Source organism: Kribbella sp. NBC_01510, assembly GCF_045040325.1.
Lineage (GTDB): Bacteria > Actinomycetota > Actinomycetes > Propionibacteriales > Kribbellaceae > Kribbella.
The window spans coordinates 2,413,708-2,431,529 of sequence record NZ_CP109418.1; the positions used below are offsets into that span (position 1 = coordinate 2,413,708).

Genomic DNA, 17,822 nt, shown 5'->3' on the forward strand with positions numbered 1-17,822 from the left:
TGGCGTGAGTACTCACCGGGCTGAGCTCGGGGAATTCCTGAAGGCGCGGCGTGCGCGGGTGTCCCCCGAGGATGTCGGCCTGCCCGCCGGCGGGAGGCGTCGTACGCCGGGGCTGCGGCGGGAGGAGTTGGCTCAGCTCGCCGGGGTCGGCGTGACCTGGTACACGTGGCTCGAGCAGGGGCGACCGATCAACGCGAGCGGTCAGGTGCTGGATGCGGTCGCCGCGACGCTGCGGCTCAACTCGATCGAGCGCGAGCATCTCTACCGTCTGGCCGAGGCGACGCCTGTGCGACCACCTCGGGCGACGGTGTGTGCGAAGGAGAACGTCTTCGCCGAGATCCTCGACGCACTCGATCCGTTGCCCGCGGTGATCACCAACACCCGGTTCGACATCGTCCGTACGAACGCGGCGTTCAGCGACCTCTTCCACGACTGGCACCGCCTGCCCTGCATCCACAAGAACCTGCTGTGGTGCATCGTCACCGAGCCGACCGCCCGGCAGCAGTTGCTGAACTACGACACCGAGCTCCCGTACCTCGTCGGCCGGCTGCGATCGGCGTACGGCGAACACCTCGGCGACCCGGATTGGGAGACGGACCTGGAGCGGCTGCAGGCGCTCAGTCCTGAGTTCGCCCAGCTGTGGTCACGGCACGAGGTCGCTGCCTGCACGCCGCGGCCGCGGCACGTGATCCACCCGGCCGCGGGCGAGCTCCACTTCACGGTGACCGAGTTCGCGTTGCCCGCGCATCCGGATCTGATTCTGTTTGTCGAGACGCCCGCGGACGAGGAGACCCGGACTCGCCTTCCGTTGACGCGGCGCAGCCTGGAGCCGGCCGAAGCGTCAGCGTGATTCGGGTGGACCACCCGGCGTACGCCACGTGGTCAGGCAGAACGGGTGACCGGCCGGGTCGAGGAAGATGCGGAAGACGGACGGCTGCGGCTGGAAGGCAGTCGGCGTCCCACCGGCAGTGATCACTCGAGCCTGCTCCGCGTCCAGATCCTCGGCCATGAAATCCAGGTGGGTCTGCTGCGGTACGCGCGGGTCCGGCCACGTCGGCGCCCGGTAGTTGGGGTCACGCTGGAAGCCGAGGCTGAAGGTGTCGAACCTCAGCTCCACGAACGCCTCGTGGACGACCGCCAGCTCACCGCCGGCCACCCGCTGGTAGAACTCAGCCAGCGGCAGCGGGTCCGGGCAGTCCAGCATCGGTCCCCAAAACGGCGCTACCACGCGGCGATCACCCTTCCACAGCCGTCAGCGCGCTGCGGCGTACGGCGATCACGGCTCGATCGGGCGCCGGATCCGGCGGACCAGGCTCTTGTCGGCGTACTGACCGACGCGGTACGTCGACCAGCCGTCGACGCAGCCGCCGACCGCGCCGCCGAGCAGCGGAACCCGGCGGGTGACGGTGAGGGCCATCTTCTTGCCGCTGATCCGGGCGATCAGTTCGCCGACCACCTCGCCGGAGACCTGGCGATCCAGCTCCGGGTCGAACACCGGCGCGGTCGCGATCGCCATCGGCGACGACACCAGACTGGACTTCTTCAGCCGGTCGGCGATGCCCTCCTCGCCGAGCAGGCAGGTGATGACCGCGGTGCGGACGCGCGGGTCGTCCAGGTCGTAGCCGCGCAGGTGCGCGATCGCGGCGACCATCCGCGCCTGGACGATCGCGATGCCGGTCAGGTTCGCGGGCAGCAAGACCGGGAGGGTGATGAGGCCGCCGAGGCCGGTGGCGAAGCCCTGGACGCCGGCCAGCCGGATGTGCTGGTCGATCACCGCGTCGATGGCGAGCTGTGGGTCGCCGCCGCACCGGGCCAGCTTGCTCTCCGCGATCCGCTCGGCGCCGGGGAACCGCTGGTACCCGTCGATCGCGACTTCGAGAATCTGGCGCAGTACTCCCGCCGCGGCCTGCGGAGCGAGCCGCTGCGCGGCGGGCGCAAGACTGCTGGCGACGAACCTGGCTACTCCGGCCACGGTGCTCCTTCCCGCCCTCCCCCGCGTCCGGAAGCCTGGGCGTGCCTCAACTCTACGTGGCTTCCGGTACCCCGCCACTCGGGAGAAACCCCGGGTGTCCCCTAGCTCTTCGGGTGTCCCCTCGACCGCGGAGTGTCGCCTCGGCCCGGGACGGACCCTCCAGCTCGGGGTGTCCCCTCGGCGGTGGAGTGGTGGGGTGTGGTCCAGGATGGGGGTGTGCCTGTCGAGCCTGCTGCTTCTGTGTGGGAGTTTCCGCCGGTCGGGGTTGCCGGGGCGAGCGACGTGGTCGCGGGTGGTGCCGACCTGGCGCCGGGGACCGTGCTGGCGGCGTACCGGCGGGGTCTGTTCCCGATGCCGGACCGCCGAGCCTCGGTGCTGTGGTGGTCGCCGGTCGATCGCGGGGTGATCGAGGTCGCCGGGTACCGGCCGTCGCGGTCGGTGCGGCGGGCCCGGAGCAAGTTCGAGATCCGGGTGAACACGGCGTTCGATCAGGTCATCCGCGCGTGTGCCGATCCGCGCCGGCCCGGGTCCTGGATCGACCGGGACATCATCGCGTCGTACACCGAACTCCACCGGCTCGGCTGGGTGCACTCGGTCGAGGCCTGGGACCGCGACGAGCTCGCGGGCGGCCTGTACGGCGTGTCGATCGGCGGGCTGTTCGCCGGAGAGTCGATGTTCCATCACAAGACCGATGGTTCGAAGGCTGCCGTCGCCGGTCTGATCGAACTGCTGGACGACGAGTACGCCGCCGAGCGCGTGTTCGACATCCAATGGGTCACCGACCACCTGGCCACCCTCGGCGCGGTCTCGATCCCGCGCGAAGACTACGTCCGCCGGGTCGCGCGCGCCGTCGACCTCCCGCTTCCGAAGGCGTTCAGCTGACACCTGCCGGGGCGTGCAGGAAGGTCGTCAACTGACACCGACGAAGGCGGCCATCTGCCGGGTCGCCGAGGTGAAGAACTCGTCCGCCGGGTCCATCGATCCGACCAGCTGACCGAACAACTCGAAGTTGATCATCCCGAACAGCTGCGTCCACACGATCACCATGCGGAGCAGCACGCTGGGTGGCACACCAGGCGCCAACCCGACCAGCACTGCCACCTGGCCGGCAAGTACGCCGTCCGGCTCAGGCGCATCGTCGAGCGGCGCCAGCCGGCCCTCCGCATGCGCTTGCTGGAGAATCCCGAGCATCAGGATGGGCACCCGGATGGCGGGCTGAACCGTCGTCTGCGGTGCCTGATAGCCGAGCACCGGCGACCCGTAGATCAGTGCGTACTGCTGTGGATTCGAGCGAGCCCAGTCCCGAATGGCGCTGAACACGGCCACCCAGGTTTGCAACGGGTCCCACGACCCCGGGGCCGGCGCCAGCCCTCCGTCCGGCGGTTCCGCGTCCGGGGTCGCCCCGCCGACTGCGAACGACGCTCCCGATTTGATCGCCGCTGCCTCGGCCGCTTCCCCGAGAGCGTCGTACGCGTCGATGATCAGCACTGTCAGCAAGTCGTCGCGGCTCGGGAAGTACCGGTAGAGCGCCGACGACACCATCCCGAGCTCCCGGGAGACCGCCCGCAGCGACAGCCCTTCCGCCCCGACCGTTGCGAGCTGCCGCCGGGCGACCGCCTTGATCTCGTCGGTCAGCTCGGCCCTGGCTCTCTCGCGTGCGGTGCGTCCAGCGTTCATGAACCCAGTCTGCCACAGATTCGAGAGCAGTGCTCTTGACAAGGAGCACTGCTTCCGTGTTCACTGATCTCAACAGAGAGCACCGCTCTCGAAACGATGAAAGGGCAGGACGATGCCGGAGTACAAGCAGACCTACGACAGCAAGCGCGTGATCACCGCGGCCGAGGGCAGCATGCGGGTCTTCAACCGGATCGTCGCCCGCATGACCAAGCTCGGCCTGAGCCTGATGGGCAGCCGGGTCCTCTCGGTCCGCGGCCGCAAGTCCGGCGAGTGGCGCAGCACTCCGGTCAACCTCCTGATCCTCGACGGCGAGCGCTACCTGGTCGCCCCTCGCGGCCACACCCAGTGGGTGAAGAACCTCCGCGCCACCAAGGAAGGCCGCCTCCAACTCGGCCGCAAGGTCGAAACCTTCCGCGCCGAGGAGATCGCCGACGCCGACAAGACCCCGATGCTCCGGCTCTACCTCAAGAAGTGGGCCTGGGAGGTCGGCACATTCTTCGGCGGCGACGTCGACAAGAACTCCCCCGACGAGGTCCTCCACCACATCGCCCCCGGCGTCCCCGTCTTCCGAATCCACGCCATCTGACGACCCGCTGATGCGGGGCGGCTGGAGTAGGCGCGGGGCCGCACTGGGCAAAGGTCAGGCGGTGTGGGAGATGACGATTTTGCCGAAGCCGCCGCCGTTGGCGTAGTAGGCGAAGGCGGCAGGGGTTTGGTCGAAGGGAAAGACCCGGTCGATGACCGGGTGCAGGTCGGCTGCGGCGATGGCCTGGTTCATTGCCTGGAAGTGGGCGCGGTGGCCCAGGGCGATCGGGCGCACGGTGACCGAGGACGTGAAGAGGAGGCGGGCGTCGACGGGGTCGGCGCCGCCCAGTGAGCCGACGAAGGCGATCTCGCCGCCGGTGGCGGTGGCTCGGAGCGACTCGTTCAGAGTGCCGGCCACATCGACCACATGGTCGACGCCGCGGTCGTCGGTCAGTTCACGGACCTGCTTCGCCCAGTCAACCGTGGTGGTGTGGTTGATCACGGCGTCGGCACCAAGTTCGGTCAGTCGCGCGGCCTTCTCATCAGTGCCGGCGGTAGCGATCACGCGAGCACCGAGCAGTTTGGCGAGCTGCAAAGCGAACAGAGACACACCACCCGAACCCAGCGTCAGGACTTGCTCGCCAGGCACCAGACCCTGCCCGCCGAGCAGGGCGTTCCACGCGGTGACTGCCACACACGGCAGCGTCGCCGCCTCTTCGTACGTGAGGTGATCGGGGATCGGTACGACGCCTTCCTGGTCGAGTACGGCGTACTCCGTCAGCAGACCGTTGAGCGACCCGCCCAGCTGGTCGGCGCGAGCGAGGTCGAAGCGCCCGTCGAACCACCGCTGGAACACGACGCCCATCACCCGATCGCCAACCTGGAAGCGGTCGACCTCGCCACCCACCGCGACCACCTCACCGGCGCCGTCCGACGCGGCGATGATGTCGTCGGAGACCGGAAGCGGATAGCGGCCGCGCAGGATGTTCAGCTCGCGTGAGCTGAGCGAGTTCGCCCGGATCCGCACCAGCACCTCGGTCGGCCCGGGCTCCGGCACGGGGTGTTCGCGCAACCGCAAACTCTCGAGCCCGCCGCCGTACTGGATGTGATAGCTCTTCATCGTTTCCACCCCCCAACGGTGCGTTCACCCCGCACCCACCCTCAATTCCCACCCGGGAATCGCCCTGCGGAGCGCAGGCGACTGTCGGTCAGTCCTCCACCGCTCCGGAGGCAAGTTCGGCTTCCAACTCGGCAACGCTCGGCAGTGCGGACTGGAACTCCTCGGGCAACGACCTGTTGATCGCGCTCGTCCAGTCCGCCACTCCGATGGGCGCCTTGAACCCCTTCAAGGCGTACTCGGCGACGACCTGCTTCTTGTTCCGGCAGAGCAGCAGGCCGATGGTCGGTTTGTCGCCGTCCTTCGCGAGTACGTCGTCCACGACGGCCATGTACAGCCCGAGCTGACCCAGGAACGATGCGTCGAATTTCACGGACTTGAGCTCGATCACCACATAGCACCTGAGTTCCAGGTGGTAGAAGAGCAGGTCGCAGAAGAACTCCTCGCCGTCCAACTCGAGCCGGACCTGCTGCCCGATGAACGCGAACCCCTGTCCGAGCTCGAGGAGGAACTTGCCGACGTGCTCGACCAGCTTCTTCTCCACCTCCCGCTCCCGCCAGCCGTCGGTCGCGCCGAGGATGTCGAACAGGTAGGGATCGCGGGTTGCCTGCTGAGCCAGGTCGGACTCTTCCGACGGCAGCGCCGTGGCGAAGTTCGTCACCGCCTTGCCGGCGCGCTCGTGGAATCGGCTGTCGATGTGGAGCGCGAGTACGTCCCGGGTCCAGCCACGCTCGACTGCGGCAGCGGCGTACCAGGAGCGCAACTCAGGGTGGTCGATCTTCGTCAGCAAGGCGAGATGGTGGTACCACGGCAATTGTGCCAGTGGCGCTTGCACAATTGCCTCTCCTGCCCAAGCAGCCGCGAACGCTCGCATGTACTTGAGGTTGCGCGGTGAGTATCCGGTCACTCCGGGACAACGATTCTTGAGGTCGGTCGAGAGCCTGTCGATGACCTTGCTGCCCCAGTCCTGCTCCTGTTGCCGGTCAAGGATCTCGTGCCCGATGGAGCCAGTAGCTCTTGAGCATCTCCCGGTTCGCGGCGGTGACCGGTGGCGAGCCAAGGAAAAGTGCAACGCCGCGTTGCACGAATTCGAATGGCGGTGGGAAGGCTCGGATGTGCTTGAGGTTGGTGGGGGACTGCGAAGATGGCGGGATGATCACCCCGGAGCAGTTGAAGGCAGCGCCCAAGGCTTTGTTGCATGACCATTTGGATGGTGGGGTGCGGGCGGGGACGGTTGTGGAGTTGGCGCGGGAGATCGGGCATCGGTTGCCGCGGGGGGACGCGGGGGAACTGGCCGAATGGTTCGTCGAGTCGGCGGATTCGGGGTCGTTGGAGCGGTATCTGGAGACGTTCGATCACACGGTGGCGGTGATGCAGAACGCCGAGGCGATCAAGCGGGTCGCCAGTGAGTGTGTGCAGGATCTGGCCGCGGATGGAGTGGTGTACGCCGAGGTGCGGTACGCGCCGGAGCAGCATCTGACTGCAGGGTTGACGCTCGAGCAGGTGGTGGACGCGGTCCGGGAAGGGTTCGAGCACGGGATGGCGACCGCGGAGCGGCCGATCGTGGCTCGGCAGTTGCTGACGGCGATGCGGCACAAGGCCCGGTCGATGGAGATCGCCGAGCTGGCGGTCGCGTACCGCGACGCGGGAGTGGTCGGGTTCGACATCGCCGGTGCGGAGGCCGGGTACCCGCCCACCCGGCACCTGGACGCGTTCGAGTACCTCCAGCGCGAGAACGCGCACTTCACCATCCACGCCGGCGAGGCGTTCGGTCTCCCGTCGATCTGGCAAGCGATCCAATGGTGTGGCGCCGACCGGCTGGGTCACGGCGTACGGATCATCGACGACATCACGTACGACGAGGCCGGGGAGAAGGCCGAGCTCGGGCTGCTGGCGGCGTACGTCCGGGACCGGCGGATCCCGCTGGAGATGTGCCCGAGTTCCAACCTGCAGACCGGCGCCGCAGAGTCGATCGCCGACCACCCGATCGGCGTGCTCGCCAAGCTGCGCTTCCGGGTCACGGTGAACACGGACAACCGGTTGATGAGTGGTACGTCGATGAGCCGGGAGCTGGCGTTGCTCGCGGAAGCCTTCGATTACAGCCTCCACGACTTCCGCTGGTTCGCCATCAACGCCATGAAGTCCGCCTTCATCCCCTTCGACCAACGCCTCGCCCTGATCGACAACGTCATCAAGCCCTGGTACGCCGAAGCCCTCGGGTAGCGGACCTGCGCCACTCATCAATTGCACGCACCCTCGGCGGCTTACGCTCAGCCGGCAGCTCGGATCAGGCCGAGACGACGATTGTTGAGTGGTGCAGGTCCGGGGCCAACCTCACACCGAGCGTTGGTAGGTGCGGAAGGCGCGGGTCGAGGCCCAGCCGACGACCAGCGTGAACGCGAGCAGGTAGGCGCTGTGCCGGACTACCGACGACCAGTCCGGGTCGGCGGCCAGGGCTTGGCGGGCGGCGATGGCGGCCCAGTCGACCGGGTTGAAGCGAGCCGCCACGTTGACCCAGTGCGGGGCTACCGCCGGGTCGATCATGATCGACGACATGAAGGTGAGCGGCAGCGAGACGAACTGCGAGATCCCGATCAGCGCCTCCTGCTGCCGGGTCAGCAGCGCGACCGCGTTGGACAGCGAGCCGAACGCGATCCCGACCAGCATCGACACCCCGATCGTCACCAGGTAGCCGGCCGCACCGCCGTGGTACCGCGCGCCGGCGGCGATGCCGATCGCGAACACCAGGATGGTCTGGATCAGCGTCGTGGTCGCGTTGCTGATCAACTGCCCGGCCATCAGGGCACCCCGGCTGACCGGCGACGCGAGCAACCGGTCCATCACCCCGCGCTCCATGTCGGCGATGAACGTCGTACCGTTCCAGCCGCTCGTCATCAGCGCGGTCATCATCACGATGCCGGGCGTGAGGAAGGCGATGTACGACGAGTCGCTGAAGCCCGGGATGTTCACCACACCCTCGAAGAGCTGGCCGAACAGCAGCAGCCAGATCGCCGGCTGGATCAGCGTGAACGCGATCAGAGCCGGCTGCCGGTACGACGCCCGCAGCCAACGGCCCGTGATGAAACGAGTGTGCGCAAGGAATCCGGTACGGCGCTGGGCCACAACCGGAAGCGTTGCCGTCAAAGTGGCCATCACGCGGCCTCCCTCTCCAGCGAGGCTTCCCGGAACGAGCGGCCGGTGTAGCGCAGGTACACATCATCCAGCGACGGCCGTGAGACGGTCACCGCGGTGACCGGAACCGCCTTGTCTTCAAGGGCTCCCAGTACAGCGGGAACCGCGGTCGCACCGTGGTCGACCCGAAGCCGCAGCACGTTGCCCTCGACAACGATCGCGCCGATGCCGGACAGCTGTCCGAGCAGCGTGCGGATACTCCCGTCGAGGTCCGGATCGACCAGTTCGACGTGCACCGAGTCGCCGCGGAGCTCGGCCTTCAAAGCCTCCGGGGTGCCCTCGGCAACGATCTTGCCGTGGTCGACGATGGCGAGTTGGCCGGCCAGCCGGTCCGCCTCCTCCAGGTAGTGCGTGGTGAGCAGCACGGTCAGGCCTTCGTCGCCGGACAGCCGGCCGACCTCGTTCCACAGGTCGGCGCGCGCCTCCGGGTCGAGGCCGGTGGTCGGCTCGTCGAGGAACAGCACCCGCGGCCGGTGGACGAGGCCGAGCGCCACGTCGAGCTTGCGCTGCATGCCACCGGAGTAGGTCTTGACCTGGCGATCGCCGGCCTCGGTCAGGTCGAACCGCTCCAGCAACTCGGTCGCCCGCCGCACCGCGGCCGGCCGCGACAGGCCGTAGATCCGGCCGCTGAGGACGAGGTTCTCGACGCCCGTCGCCATCGGGTCGGAGCTGGACTTCTGCGATACATAGCCGATCGAGCGTCGTACCTGGTCCGGCCGGCCGGCCACGTCGTACCCCGCGACATGCGCCCGGCCGGAGTCGGCCCGGGAGAGCGTGGTGAGGATCTTGACGGTGGTGGACTTGCCGGCGCCGTTCGGGCCGAGCAGGCCGAGGACGACGCCGTCGGGGACGCTGAACGTGAGACCGTCGAGCGCGCGGAGCGGTGGGTTCTTCCGGCCGGCCGGGTACGTCTTGACCAGGTCGACCGCTTCGAGGGCATGCGTAGCCATCAGGTGACTCCCTTTGTGGGTGCTGGGAGCCGGTCCGGTCTGGCCTATCCTGTGATTGCGCCTTGGGTGCCAGGTCTTCGGACCGACTCGAGGAACCGCGGCCCTTGACCCTGGTGTTGCCGCACCGTGGTCGAGGGCCGTTTATTTACTGAGCTTCCGGCGGGATCGCCTTCATCCAGGCGAAGTCCGTGCCGAAATACTTGACCGGATCCTTCAGTTGCTCGGTCGGGGTGATGCCGTCCTCCTCGAAGTGTTTCCAGGCCAGCCGCCAGAACGCGGAGCCGCCGAGTGCGTCCGAGCGGATCTCCGCGGCCAGCTGGTGGACGTACGCCGACTCGGCCTCGAGCAGCTTCAACCGGAACTCGGACTCGATCCAGAAGATGCGCGGGAACTCCATCGAGTCCATCTGATCGTGCAGCTCGGTCAGCTCCTGGATCTCGCCGTCGATCGTCGTCAGGCGTTGGTCGAGGAGTTCGAGCACGCGGTCGGGCGGCAGGCCGGGCAGGTAGGCCAGGCCGGCCTCGAGCGGGTGGAACTCGCGGGTCGGCGTCCCGATCAGCTCCGCCAGCCAGTCGGAGAACTCGGCCTGGCCGGCGGTGGTGATCTGGTACACCGTGCGCTCCGGGCGGTTGCCCTCCCGGACCGTCTCCAGCGCCTCGATGAAGCCGTGCTTCTCCAGGGCCCCGACGACGGAGTAGAGCGAGCCGTAGTTCACCTTGATGCTCTGGTCCTTGCCGCGGGCCCGGAGCATCGTGGAGATCTCGTACGGGTGCATCGGCCGCTCGCCCAGACTCCCGAGCACGGCGAACGCCAGGGGATTCCCCACCTTTCGCTTCGCCACGACACCCTCCTCGATCTCAAGTACTCGAAATCGAGTATTAGACCGCGGGTATCCGATGTCAAGTAGCTGGAGCCGGTCGACGGGATCGGACACCATCGAGCGCGGAGGAGGTTTGGTCAGCGCCGGCCAGTCCCGACAGGACGTATACGCCTACTGTCCGGCGAGCGTGCCAACTGCCAAGCGTGTGCAGACGTCCGGTCGCTTGGCAGTGGACGTATACGTCCTGTCGAGCTGCACCAGTGGATCAGGGGAGCGGCTTGACCCAGCGAGACCATTCGGGCTGGGGTGCGTACCCGGCGGTTGACCAGACGCGGTGGGCCTGGCTGTTGTCGTCGAGGACCATCGCGTCGGCGCGGGTCCCGCCGTACGCCGTGAACCGGGCCTCGGCCCGCGCGACCAGTTCGCGGCCGATGCCCTGGCGGCGATGGGTCGGAGCGACGGCGAGTCGGTAGAGATGACAGCGCCAGCCGTCCCAGCCGACGATGATCGAGCCGACGACCATATCGTTGTCGACGGCAAGGATCAGCGCCTCCGGATTACGCGAGATCAGCCGCAGTACGGCGTCGGCCGAGTCCGGTGGGCGCTGTGAGTCCTCAGCGGCGGTGGCCCAGAATTTCATCACGTCGTCGGCATCGGCCGCGACGGCGTTGCGGTAGGCGACCATCAGCTGGCGGTCTGGAACGTACGGCGATAGTCCTGTGGTGGCACGCCCACCACCCTACGGAAGTGATGCCGCAGCAGAGCCGCCGTCCCGAATCCCGACTCGGTCGCGATCTGCTCGACACCCATCCGGGTCTGCTCGAGGAGCGTCCGGGCCCGCAGGACGCGCTGCGTGGTGACCCACTTCACTGGGGTCGTCCCGGTCTCGGCGACGAACCGCCGGGCGAAGGTCCGCTCCGACATCTGCGCCCGCCGGGCCAGTGCGGGCACGGTGTGCTCGATGGTCAGGTTGTCGACCATCCAGTCGAGGACCGGCTGCAGGCTCTCCCCGGACGACTCCGGCACCGGGACCTCGACGTACTGCCGCTGGCCGCCGTCGCGCTGCGGCGGGACGACCATCCGGCGGGCGATCCGGGTCGCGACCGCGCTGCCGAGCTCGCGGCGGACCAGGTGCAGGCAGGCGTCGATGCCGGCCGCGGTGCCGGCGCTCGTGATGATGTTGCCGTCGTCGACGAACAGCACGTCCGCGTCCAGCTTGGCCAGCGGGAACTGCTCCTGGAACAGCTTCTCGTAGCGCCAGTGCGTCGTACACGGCCGACCGTCCAGCAGACCCGCCTTGCCGAGCACGAACGCGCCCGAGCAGACCGTCAGCAGGATCGCCCCGCGGGCCTCGGCCTGGCGGAGTGCGTCGAGGATGCGCTCGTCGTACTCCTCGCGCCAGGTCGTCGCCGGCAGCGCGACCAGGTCGGCGTCCTCGAGTTCCTCCAGCCCGTACGGCGCGATCACCGAGGAGTGACTGCTGCTCCGCAGTGGCTCACCGGGCTTGGTCGAACACACTTTGAAGTCGAACTCGGGCACACCGTCGTCGGTCCGGTCGATCCCGAACACCTCGGACACCACGCCGAACTCGAACATGGCGACGTCCTCCATCAGGACGACCGCGATCTTTCGGAGCATGCAGCCAGTATGGCAGTAATTTGTGGAAGTATGTCAATAGTGCCAATGGTGGCTGGATCTAGTTGGTAGCATGATTACTGCCATGACCGGATACATCGTTCTCGCAGTACTCGTGCTGGCCGTGATCGCGGCTCTGGAGATCAGCAACAAGCGCCACTCCACCGGTCTGACCGCCGGTCCGGAGGGCACCTGGATCGCTGACGACCGCGACAAGGCCCGGACCAAGCTCGACCTGCTCGCCCTCGGTGGCGTGGCCGAGCCCTTCAACCACAAGCCCGCCTCGACCGCGGGGACCGTGCACGCGATCCGTCGCGCTCGCCTCACCACCCACCACGGCCGCCACGCGGCCTGAGTCATACCAAGACCGCCCGGGGCTCCTGTCCCGGGCGGTCTCCTTGTGGGAGGGAACCCCGGCACCGTCGGCGGCGTCAGTACCGACTGAAAGGGCTTACCAACCTGAGGAGGATCTGAATGCACCGGAGGACGTTCCTGCAGGGGCTGGCCGCGGCGGCCGTAGGCGCGCCGGCGATCACGCTACTGGGGCAGCAGGACGCACAGGCGGCGGTGGCAGCGAACTACTACGTCGCGACCACCGAGCAGACCAAGAACAAGGTCCTCGTCTTCCCCAAGAACAAGGCGTTCTCGGACGCCAATGTGCACTGGAGCTTCAGCCCTGGCGGCGGAGCCTGGTCGAACCTGTCCGACGTGAAGATCCGCGAGACCGCGGCGCAGGGCTGGATCGCTCTGATGGCCGCGTCCGGCGGCAAGGCCGGGATCGTGGACATCGACAGCGAGAAGAACACCGAGCTGAACGACCTGGCCTGGAGTGCGACGCCGGGCGGCAATCCGCATGCGATCGAGCGAGTGCCGGGGAACGGCTCGGTGATCGTGGCAAGCTCCGACGGCAAGCTGACGCTGTACGCGCCGAGCAGTGTCGGCAGCCTCGGCAGTCTGGCCAAGGTACAGACCGTGGATTACCCAGGTGCGCACGGCGTGCTGTGGGACCCGACGTACGAACTGCTCTGGGTGGTCGGGAAGAACCGGTTCAGCCACTACGCCGTGATGGGCAGCAAGCGGAACACCCGGCTCAAGTACGCCGCCCACTTCAGCCTGGGCAGTGGAAACCTCGGCCACGACCTGCAGCCGGACTACACCAACCACCAGAAGATGCTGATCACGTCGACCAAGGGTGTGTACGAGCTGCTGACCGACGGCGGGTCGTTCCGGACCCGGAAGATCTCGTCGGAGTCGGGGGTGAAGTCGTACGTGAAGCATTCCTCGGGCGAGGTCGTGTCGATCCGCGGTGACGGCACGCAGCCGAGGGACTGGGCGAACAAGACGGTCCGCTTCTCCGCCTCGCCGGACCGGACCCGGTCGGGGGCACAGTTCTACAAGGCGCGGATCTGGACCACGGCGTTCCAGTAAATCTGTTCTGAGCCGCGGTCGCGGTGTGCGACAGTTCGAACCGTGACCGACTACCGGGACGTGAATCGGGCCAGCTGGGACGAGCGGGTCCCGGCGCATGTGGCGTCGCCGGACTACCGGGTGGCGTCGTTCGAGCAGGATCCGTCGTACCTCAGCGGGGTGGTCCGGTTCGACGTCCCCCGGCTGGGCGACATCGCCGGGCTGCGCGGGGTGCACCTGCAGTGCCACATCGGCACTGACACGGTGTCCCTCGCGCGCCTCGGGGCGCGGATGAGCGGACTCGACTTCTCGGCGCCCGCGGTCGAGCAGGCGCAGTCGCTGGCCGATCGGCTCGGGCTGACCGCGGACTTCCACGTGGCTGATGTGTACGACGCGGTCGAGGTGCTCGGCGCGTCGTCGTACGACCTGGTCTACACCGGGATCGGCGCGCTGTGCTGGCTCCCCGACATCCAGCGCTGGGCGGACACAGTCGCCGGACTGCTCAAGCCCGGTGGGCGGCTCTTCGTCCGCGAGGGCCACCCGATGCTGTGGGCGCTCGCCGGTGAAGGCCTCGAGGAGCCCGTGCTGAGGCACCCGTACTTCGAGACGCCCGAGCCGATCGTCTGGGACGAGGGTGGGACGTACGTCGAAACCGACGCAGTGTTCACCGCGAACCTGACGCACGAGTGGAACCACGGCCTGGCCGAGATCATCACCGCGGTCCAGGGCGCCGGGCTGACCTTCGACTCACTCAGCGAGCACGACAGTGCGCCCTGGAACGCCCTGCCCGGTCTGATGACCGAGGACGCCGCAGGCGAGTGGCGGCTGACGGAGAACCCGCTCCGGCTCCCCGCCACTTACACCCTCCAGGCCCACCGCGCCCAGTGACTACTGCGCCCCGCTCCGGCGCTGCTGAACCTTCTGGAAGGCTTCCTTGATCTTCTGCTGGTTCTCCGGCTTGCTCAACTCGCGCTGCACGACCTGAGCCAACGTCGCGACGACGGCACCCTTCACCAACGTCTTCACAAACCCCATGAGGGCCTCCCTACTCTGTTGCCCCCGACGGTAGCCGCCCCGCCCAACCCCTTCCATAGGTGATCCGCCGGAGAAACCCGGGAAAGTGTCCCTGGCTTTTGGCACACTGGGTTCGTGCCTGAGTTGCCGGAGGTGGAGTCGCTGGCGGGGTTCCTGCGGGAGCGAGCCGTCGGGCAGGCGTTCGTGCGCGCCGACATCACGGCGATCAGCGCGCTGAAGACCTACGACCCGCCGATCTCGGCGCTGGTCGGGTTGCTGATCGACGATGTGCAGCGGCACGGGAAGTTCCTGGACATCTCCGCGCAGGGCGTGCACCTGGTGATCCACCTGGCGCGGGCTGGGTGGCTGCGGTGGAAAGAGGAGCAGTCGACGACGCTGGTCCGGCCCGGCAAGGGGCCGATCGCGTTGCGGACGGTGCTCGACGACGGCTCCGGGTTCGACCTGACCGAGGCGGGCACGCAGAAGAAGCTCGCGGTGTACGTCGTCCGCGACCCGGCCGAGGTGCCGGGGATCGCGCGGCTCGGGCCGGATCCGTTCACGCTGTCGCTGGAGGACTTCGGCGCCATCCTCAAGCGGGAGGGCCGGGTCCAGCTGAAGGGCGTCCTGCGGAACCAGTCGGTCATCGCCGGCATCGGCAACGCATACTCCGACGAGATCCTGCACGTCGCGAAGATGAGCCCGTTCAAGCCGGCCTCCAACCTCTCCGAGGACGAGCTGAAGACTCTGTACGACGCCATGCGCGAGACCCTTCAGGACGCGGTGGATCGCTCCGCCGGCCTCGCCGTACAGGATCTGAAGTCGGAGAAGAAGTCCGGTCTGCGGGTGCACGGACGCAAGGGCGAGAAGTGCCCGGTCTGCGGTGACATCGTCCGCGAGGTGAGCTTCGCCGACTCCTCGCTGCAGTACTGCGCCACCTGCCAGACCGGCGGCAAACCCCTCGCGGACCGCCGCCTGTCCAAGCTCCTCAAGTAGGCGAATCCAGTCAGTCACAGGTGGATGACGTAGGGTGACGACGCCGAGCGGCGGCCGGCCTCGAGGCGGAGCTGCAGTTCGTGGGCACCTGCCGGCCCGGCGAGGCGGGTCGCCCAGCCGATCGACCGGCCCGCGGCGAGATCGTCGAACGTCCACCCACGGTCGGTGGCGGACCACCCGGGCGGCAGCGGCAGCACGACCTCGCCACGCGCTCGCCCACGGCCGAAGTTCGTCACCAGGACGGTGAGCTCTCCGGAGGTCCCCGGGTGGATCGAGGCCAGCACGGTGCCGACCGGCGCGACGAGCATCCGTCGTACGCCGGTGGGGACGAGGAGCGGGAGCACGCGTCGAGCCGGCATCGGGAACGGGCCGATCGTCGACCGCAGCAGTTGATGACCCGAGACGACGTACCTCCGGCCGGCCAGCCGGATGTGCTGCTGGGCGTCCGGGTCCATCGGGCCGAGGAAGCGTACGGCGACGTCCGCGGAGCGGCGGGCGACCAGGTGGGCCGTGGTGCCCGTCGGGGTGACGTCCCAGACGCCGTCGGCGTTCGCGGTGACGGTGTCCGGCGGGACGATGCGGAGCTTGCCCTGCAGGGCGACCCGGACGAGCGGCGGTTCGCCTGAGCCGGGCAGCCGGACGATCAGGTCGTCGCCGTCGTGCCGCCAGGTCAAGGCCTTGCCGGTGCGGTCCTCGACGACGTGCAGCGGGGTGGTGGCCAGACCGGGCAGGCGGACCTCGTGGTCGGGTGGCCGGCGCGCGATCCGGAGCAGCAGCAGTTCGCGACTCCGCAGAATTGCCTCGCCCCAGGGCTGCGGCTCGAACTCCCCCGGGATCCCCTGTATCAGTGCCACGGCCGCGCCTCCTTCGAGCCACGGTCCGCAATCCGGCGGCCGGTGTCAATGCGATATCCCACACAGCGGGCAATCGCATTCCCAACCCTCCTCGGCGGAACCTACGGAGGGAGGTGCTGATCTGACATGCTTGGTCGCATGTTCCAGAACCAGGAGATTCCCTCGGTCGTCGTGGCCGATCTCGACGACGTGTTGCTGGCGGAGGCGTTCGTGCTCGATGTGCGTGAGCCGGACGAGTGGGACCGCGGGCACATCGAGGGTGCCAACCACATCCCGCTCGGCGAACTGCAGGAGCGGGTCGGCGAGGTGCCCCTGGACCAGAAGGTGCTCTGCGTCTGCGCGGTCGGTGGCCGGTCCGGGATGGCGACCCAGTTCCTGAACCAGCTCGGCCGCGAGGCGATCAACCTCGACGGTGGCATGCACGCATGGCAGACCTCCGGCCGCCCGGTCAGCACCAACTGACGACTCCCGGCAACGGCATCGGGTTCGGCGGCCGCCCAGTCATCCAGGGCGATCCAGAACCTGAGCTCTGCCCGGTCAACTCCCGCGATCGCCAACGCGGCGACCGTCCGGCAGGGTGGCCTCGACCAGCCACCCGCCCCCGGGGATCGGTCCGGTGACCAGCCGGCCGCCCAGCTCCTGCACCCGCTCCCGCAGCCCGACCAGCCCGCGACCCGTACCGGCCAGACCGGGCCGCTCCTGGATCGAGTGGTCGTTCTCGATGCTCACGGTCATCTCGCGACCTGACCCGTTGACCAGCACGCGTACGGCGGCGCCCGGTGCGTAGCGGAGCGCGTTCGTCAAGCTCTCCTGGACGACACGGAAGGCGACATGGGCGGTCGGAGCGGCCAAGCCGTCGCGTTCGCCCTCGAACCGGCAGGACACGTCCAGCCCACCCCGAGCGGCCCGGGTCACGACCTCCTCGATCAGGGACAGATCCGGCTCGGCGACCTCGGTTCCGCCGAGCAGCTCGACGAGCCGCTGCAGGTCGTCATGGCCCCGCCGCGCCGACTCCGCGATGGCGGAGAAGGCCTGCTTGGCCCGGACCGGATCCTGTTCGAGCAGTCGCTGCCCGGCCGCGGCCTGGATGACCATGACGCTGAGCGCGTGGCCGACGATGTCGTGCAGCTCCGAGGCGATGCGCGCCCGCTCATGGCGGACGGCCAGCTCGGCGAAGAGTTCGCGCTCCTCCTCCAACTCCCGGCCGCGCTGGGCAAGCTCGTCCGCGGCCTCCTGACGAAGCCGCAGGATCGTGCCGGCGAAGAAGCCGGGAACACTGAACATCCCCAACGCGACCCAACTGGTGCTGCCGAGGACAAGCCAGAGGACGAACAGGTACGCCGCCAACGCGCCCCCGACCACCGAGGCGGCCCGGCCGGACCAGGCCAGTGCTGTCACCGTCGCAAGCAGCACCATGATCGCGAAGGCGGTGTCGGGGAACCAGCCGTAGTCGCCGAGCAGCGCGAGGAACAGCCACATCGCGCCACCTGAGATGGCGACCAGACGAGGGTGGTCACGCCACCACAGCAGCGTGAGTCCGCTCGCCAGCAGCACGGCGGTGAACACGTTCCCCACGACCGTGGTCGGCCAGCCGTGCAACGCCGTCGGCAGCGCGACCACAATGGCGTCGAGGACGACGATCCCCACTCGCTCGAGTCTGTGCACG

Annotated in this window: 22 protein-coding genes; 9 read left to right on the top strand and 13 right to left on the bottom strand. The window is 68.3% G+C overall.

What is annotated here, in order from left to right:
- Window positions 1-4 precede the first annotated feature (4 nt).
- Window positions 5-850, top strand: coding sequence for a helix-turn-helix transcriptional regulator (locus tag OG558_RS11980; RefSeq protein ID WP_405070280.1), 846 nt, complete (start codon window positions 5-7; stop codon window positions 848-850).
- On the opposite strand, the gene OG558_RS11985 is transcribed toward OG558_RS11980, so the two are convergent.
- Together OG558_RS11985 and OG558_RS11990 are read right to left on the bottom strand one after the other, a co-directional pair.
- Window positions 842-1,228 (bottom strand): VOC family protein, encoded by a 387-nt coding sequence (locus OG558_RS11985; RefSeq protein WP_405070281.1) that lies wholly within the window; start codon window positions 1,226-1,228, stop codon window positions 842-844. The genes OG558_RS11980 and OG558_RS11985 overlap by 9 nt on opposite strands.
- 48 nt (window positions 1,229-1,276) lie before the next feature.
- Window positions 1,277-1,972, bottom strand: coding sequence for an EcsC family protein (locus tag OG558_RS11990; RefSeq protein WP_405070282.1), 696 nt, complete (start codon window positions 1,970-1,972; stop codon window positions 1,277-1,279).
- A 216-nt stretch (window positions 1,973-2,188) separates the two neighbouring features.
- On the opposite strand from OG558_RS11990, the gene aat reads away from it, so the two are divergent.
- Window positions 2,189-2,854 carry a leucyl/phenylalanyl-tRNA--protein transferase gene (aat, locus tag OG558_RS11995; protein WP_405070283.1) on the top strand — a complete coding sequence of 222 codons (666 nt, stop codon included), beginning with the start codon at window positions 2,189-2,191 and terminating at the stop codon, window positions 2,852-2,854.
- A gap of 27 nt (window positions 2,855-2,881) precedes the next feature.
- Here the strand turns inward: aat and OG558_RS12000 are convergent, their stop codons facing one another.
- Window positions 2,882-3,649, bottom strand: coding sequence for a TetR/AcrR family transcriptional regulator (locus OG558_RS12000; protein WP_405070284.1), 768 nt, complete (start codon window positions 3,647-3,649; stop codon window positions 2,882-2,884).
- A gap of 112 nt (window positions 3,650-3,761) precedes the next feature.
- On the opposite strand from OG558_RS12000, the gene OG558_RS12005 reads away from it, so the two are divergent.
- Window positions 3,762-4,235: a nitroreductase family deazaflavin-dependent oxidoreductase gene (locus OG558_RS12005; RefSeq protein WP_405070285.1), complete on the top strand. Its 474-nt coding sequence runs from the start codon at window positions 3,762-3,764 to the stop codon at window positions 4,233-4,235.
- 54 nt (window positions 4,236-4,289) lie between these two features.
- Here OG558_RS12005 and OG558_RS12010 read toward each other — a convergent pair whose 3' ends face one another.
- Window positions 4,290-5,294: an NAD(P)-dependent alcohol dehydrogenase gene (locus tag OG558_RS12010; protein ID WP_405070286.1), complete on the bottom strand. Its 1,005-nt coding sequence runs from the start codon at window positions 5,292-5,294 to the stop codon at window positions 4,290-4,292.
- Window positions 5,295-5,382: 88 nt separating this feature from the next.
- Window positions 5,383-6,363, bottom strand: a complete 981-nt coding sequence (locus OG558_RS12015) for a YhcG family protein (protein WP_405070287.1) — start codon at window positions 6,361-6,363, stop codon at window positions 5,383-5,385.
- A gap of 80 nt (window positions 6,364-6,443) precedes the next feature.
- Here OG558_RS12015 and OG558_RS12020 point away from each other — a divergent pair, with 80 nt between their 5' ends.
- Window positions 6,444-7,514: an adenosine deaminase gene (locus tag OG558_RS12020; protein WP_329483288.1), complete on the top strand. Its 1,071-nt coding sequence runs from the start codon at window positions 6,444-6,446 to the stop codon at window positions 7,512-7,514.
- Window positions 7,515-7,625: 111 nt separating this feature from the next.
- Here OG558_RS12020 and OG558_RS12025 read toward each other — a convergent pair whose 3' ends face one another.
- The 5 genes from OG558_RS12025 to OG558_RS12045 form a co-directional block, all read right to left on the bottom strand.
- Window positions 7,626-8,444 carry an ABC transporter permease gene (locus tag OG558_RS12025; protein WP_405070288.1) on the bottom strand — a complete coding sequence of 273 codons (819 nt, stop codon included), beginning with the start codon at window positions 8,442-8,444 and terminating at the stop codon, window positions 7,626-7,628.
- Entirely contained in the window at window positions 8,444-9,433 is a 990-nt protein-coding gene (locus OG558_RS12030) for an ATP-binding cassette domain-containing protein (RefSeq protein ID WP_405070289.1), read from the bottom strand. Before OG558_RS12030 ends, OG558_RS12025 begins: the two co-directional genes overlap by 1 nt.
- Window positions 9,434-9,578: 145 nt before the next feature.
- Window positions 9,579-10,274 (bottom strand): PadR family transcriptional regulator, encoded by a 696-nt coding sequence (locus tag OG558_RS12035; protein ID WP_405070290.1) that lies wholly within the window; start codon window positions 10,272-10,274, stop codon window positions 9,579-9,581.
- Between the two features lie 244 nt (window positions 10,275-10,518).
- A complete protein-coding gene (locus OG558_RS12040) occupies window positions 10,519-10,938 on the bottom strand; it encodes a GNAT family N-acetyltransferase (RefSeq protein ID WP_405070291.1) in 420 nt (139 codons plus the stop codon).
- Complete coding sequence (locus OG558_RS12045; RefSeq protein ID WP_405070292.1) at window positions 10,938-11,891, bottom strand: GlxA family transcriptional regulator; 954 nt, start codon at window positions 11,889-11,891, stop codon at window positions 10,938-10,940. Before OG558_RS12045 ends, OG558_RS12040 begins: the two co-directional genes overlap by 1 nt.
- An 82-nt stretch (window positions 11,892-11,973) precedes the next feature.
- On the opposite strand from OG558_RS12045, the gene OG558_RS12050 reads away from it, so the two are divergent.
- The 3 genes from OG558_RS12050 to OG558_RS12060 all read left to right on the top strand — a co-directional run bounded on the left by OG558_RS12050 (window position 11,974) and on the right by OG558_RS12060 (window position 14,183).
- Window positions 11,974-12,243, top strand: a complete 270-nt coding sequence (locus OG558_RS12050) for a hypothetical protein (RefSeq protein ID WP_405070294.1) — start codon at window positions 11,974-11,976, stop codon at window positions 12,241-12,243.
- A 119-nt stretch (window positions 12,244-12,362) separates the two neighbouring features.
- Entirely contained in the window at window positions 12,363-13,316 is a 954-nt protein-coding gene (locus tag OG558_RS12055; protein WP_405070295.1) for a DUF6528 family protein, read from the top strand.
- A 42-nt stretch (window positions 13,317-13,358) separates the two neighbouring features.
- Entirely contained in the window at window positions 13,359-14,183 is an 825-nt protein-coding gene (locus OG558_RS12060) for a class I SAM-dependent methyltransferase (RefSeq protein ID WP_405070296.1), read from the top strand.
- Here the strand turns inward: OG558_RS12060 and OG558_RS12065 are convergent, their stop codons facing one another.
- Window positions 14,184-14,330, bottom strand: a complete 147-nt coding sequence (locus tag OG558_RS12065; protein WP_329483297.1) for a hypothetical protein — start codon at window positions 14,328-14,330, stop codon at window positions 14,184-14,186.
- A 114-nt stretch (window positions 14,331-14,444) separates the two neighbouring features.
- Here OG558_RS12065 and OG558_RS12070 point away from each other — a divergent pair, with 114 nt between their 5' ends.
- A complete protein-coding gene (locus OG558_RS12070; RefSeq protein WP_405070297.1) occupies window positions 14,445-15,302 on the top strand; it encodes an Fpg/Nei family DNA glycosylase in 858 nt (285 codons plus the stop codon).
- A 14-nt stretch (window positions 15,303-15,316) separates the two neighbouring features.
- Here the strand turns inward: OG558_RS12070 and OG558_RS12075 are convergent, their stop codons facing one another.
- Complete coding sequence (locus OG558_RS12075; RefSeq protein WP_405070298.1) at window positions 15,317-16,156, bottom strand: hypothetical protein; 840 nt, start codon at window positions 16,154-16,156, stop codon at window positions 15,317-15,319.
- 138 nt (window positions 16,157-16,294) lie between these two features.
- Here OG558_RS12075 and OG558_RS12080 point away from each other — a divergent pair, with 138 nt between their 5' ends.
- Window positions 16,295-16,618, top strand: a complete 324-nt coding sequence (locus tag OG558_RS12080; RefSeq protein ID WP_405070299.1) for a rhodanese-like domain-containing protein — start codon at window positions 16,295-16,297, stop codon at window positions 16,616-16,618.
- Between the two features lie 75 nt (window positions 16,619-16,693).
- Here OG558_RS12080 and OG558_RS12085 read toward each other — a convergent pair whose 3' ends face one another.
- The gene (locus OG558_RS12085) at window positions 16,694-17,821 is read right to left on the bottom strand and encodes a sensor histidine kinase (protein WP_405070300.1); all 1,128 of its coding nucleotides are present in this window, start codon (window positions 17,819-17,821) and stop codon (window positions 16,694-16,696) included.
- Window position 17,822 lies beyond the last annotated feature (1 nt).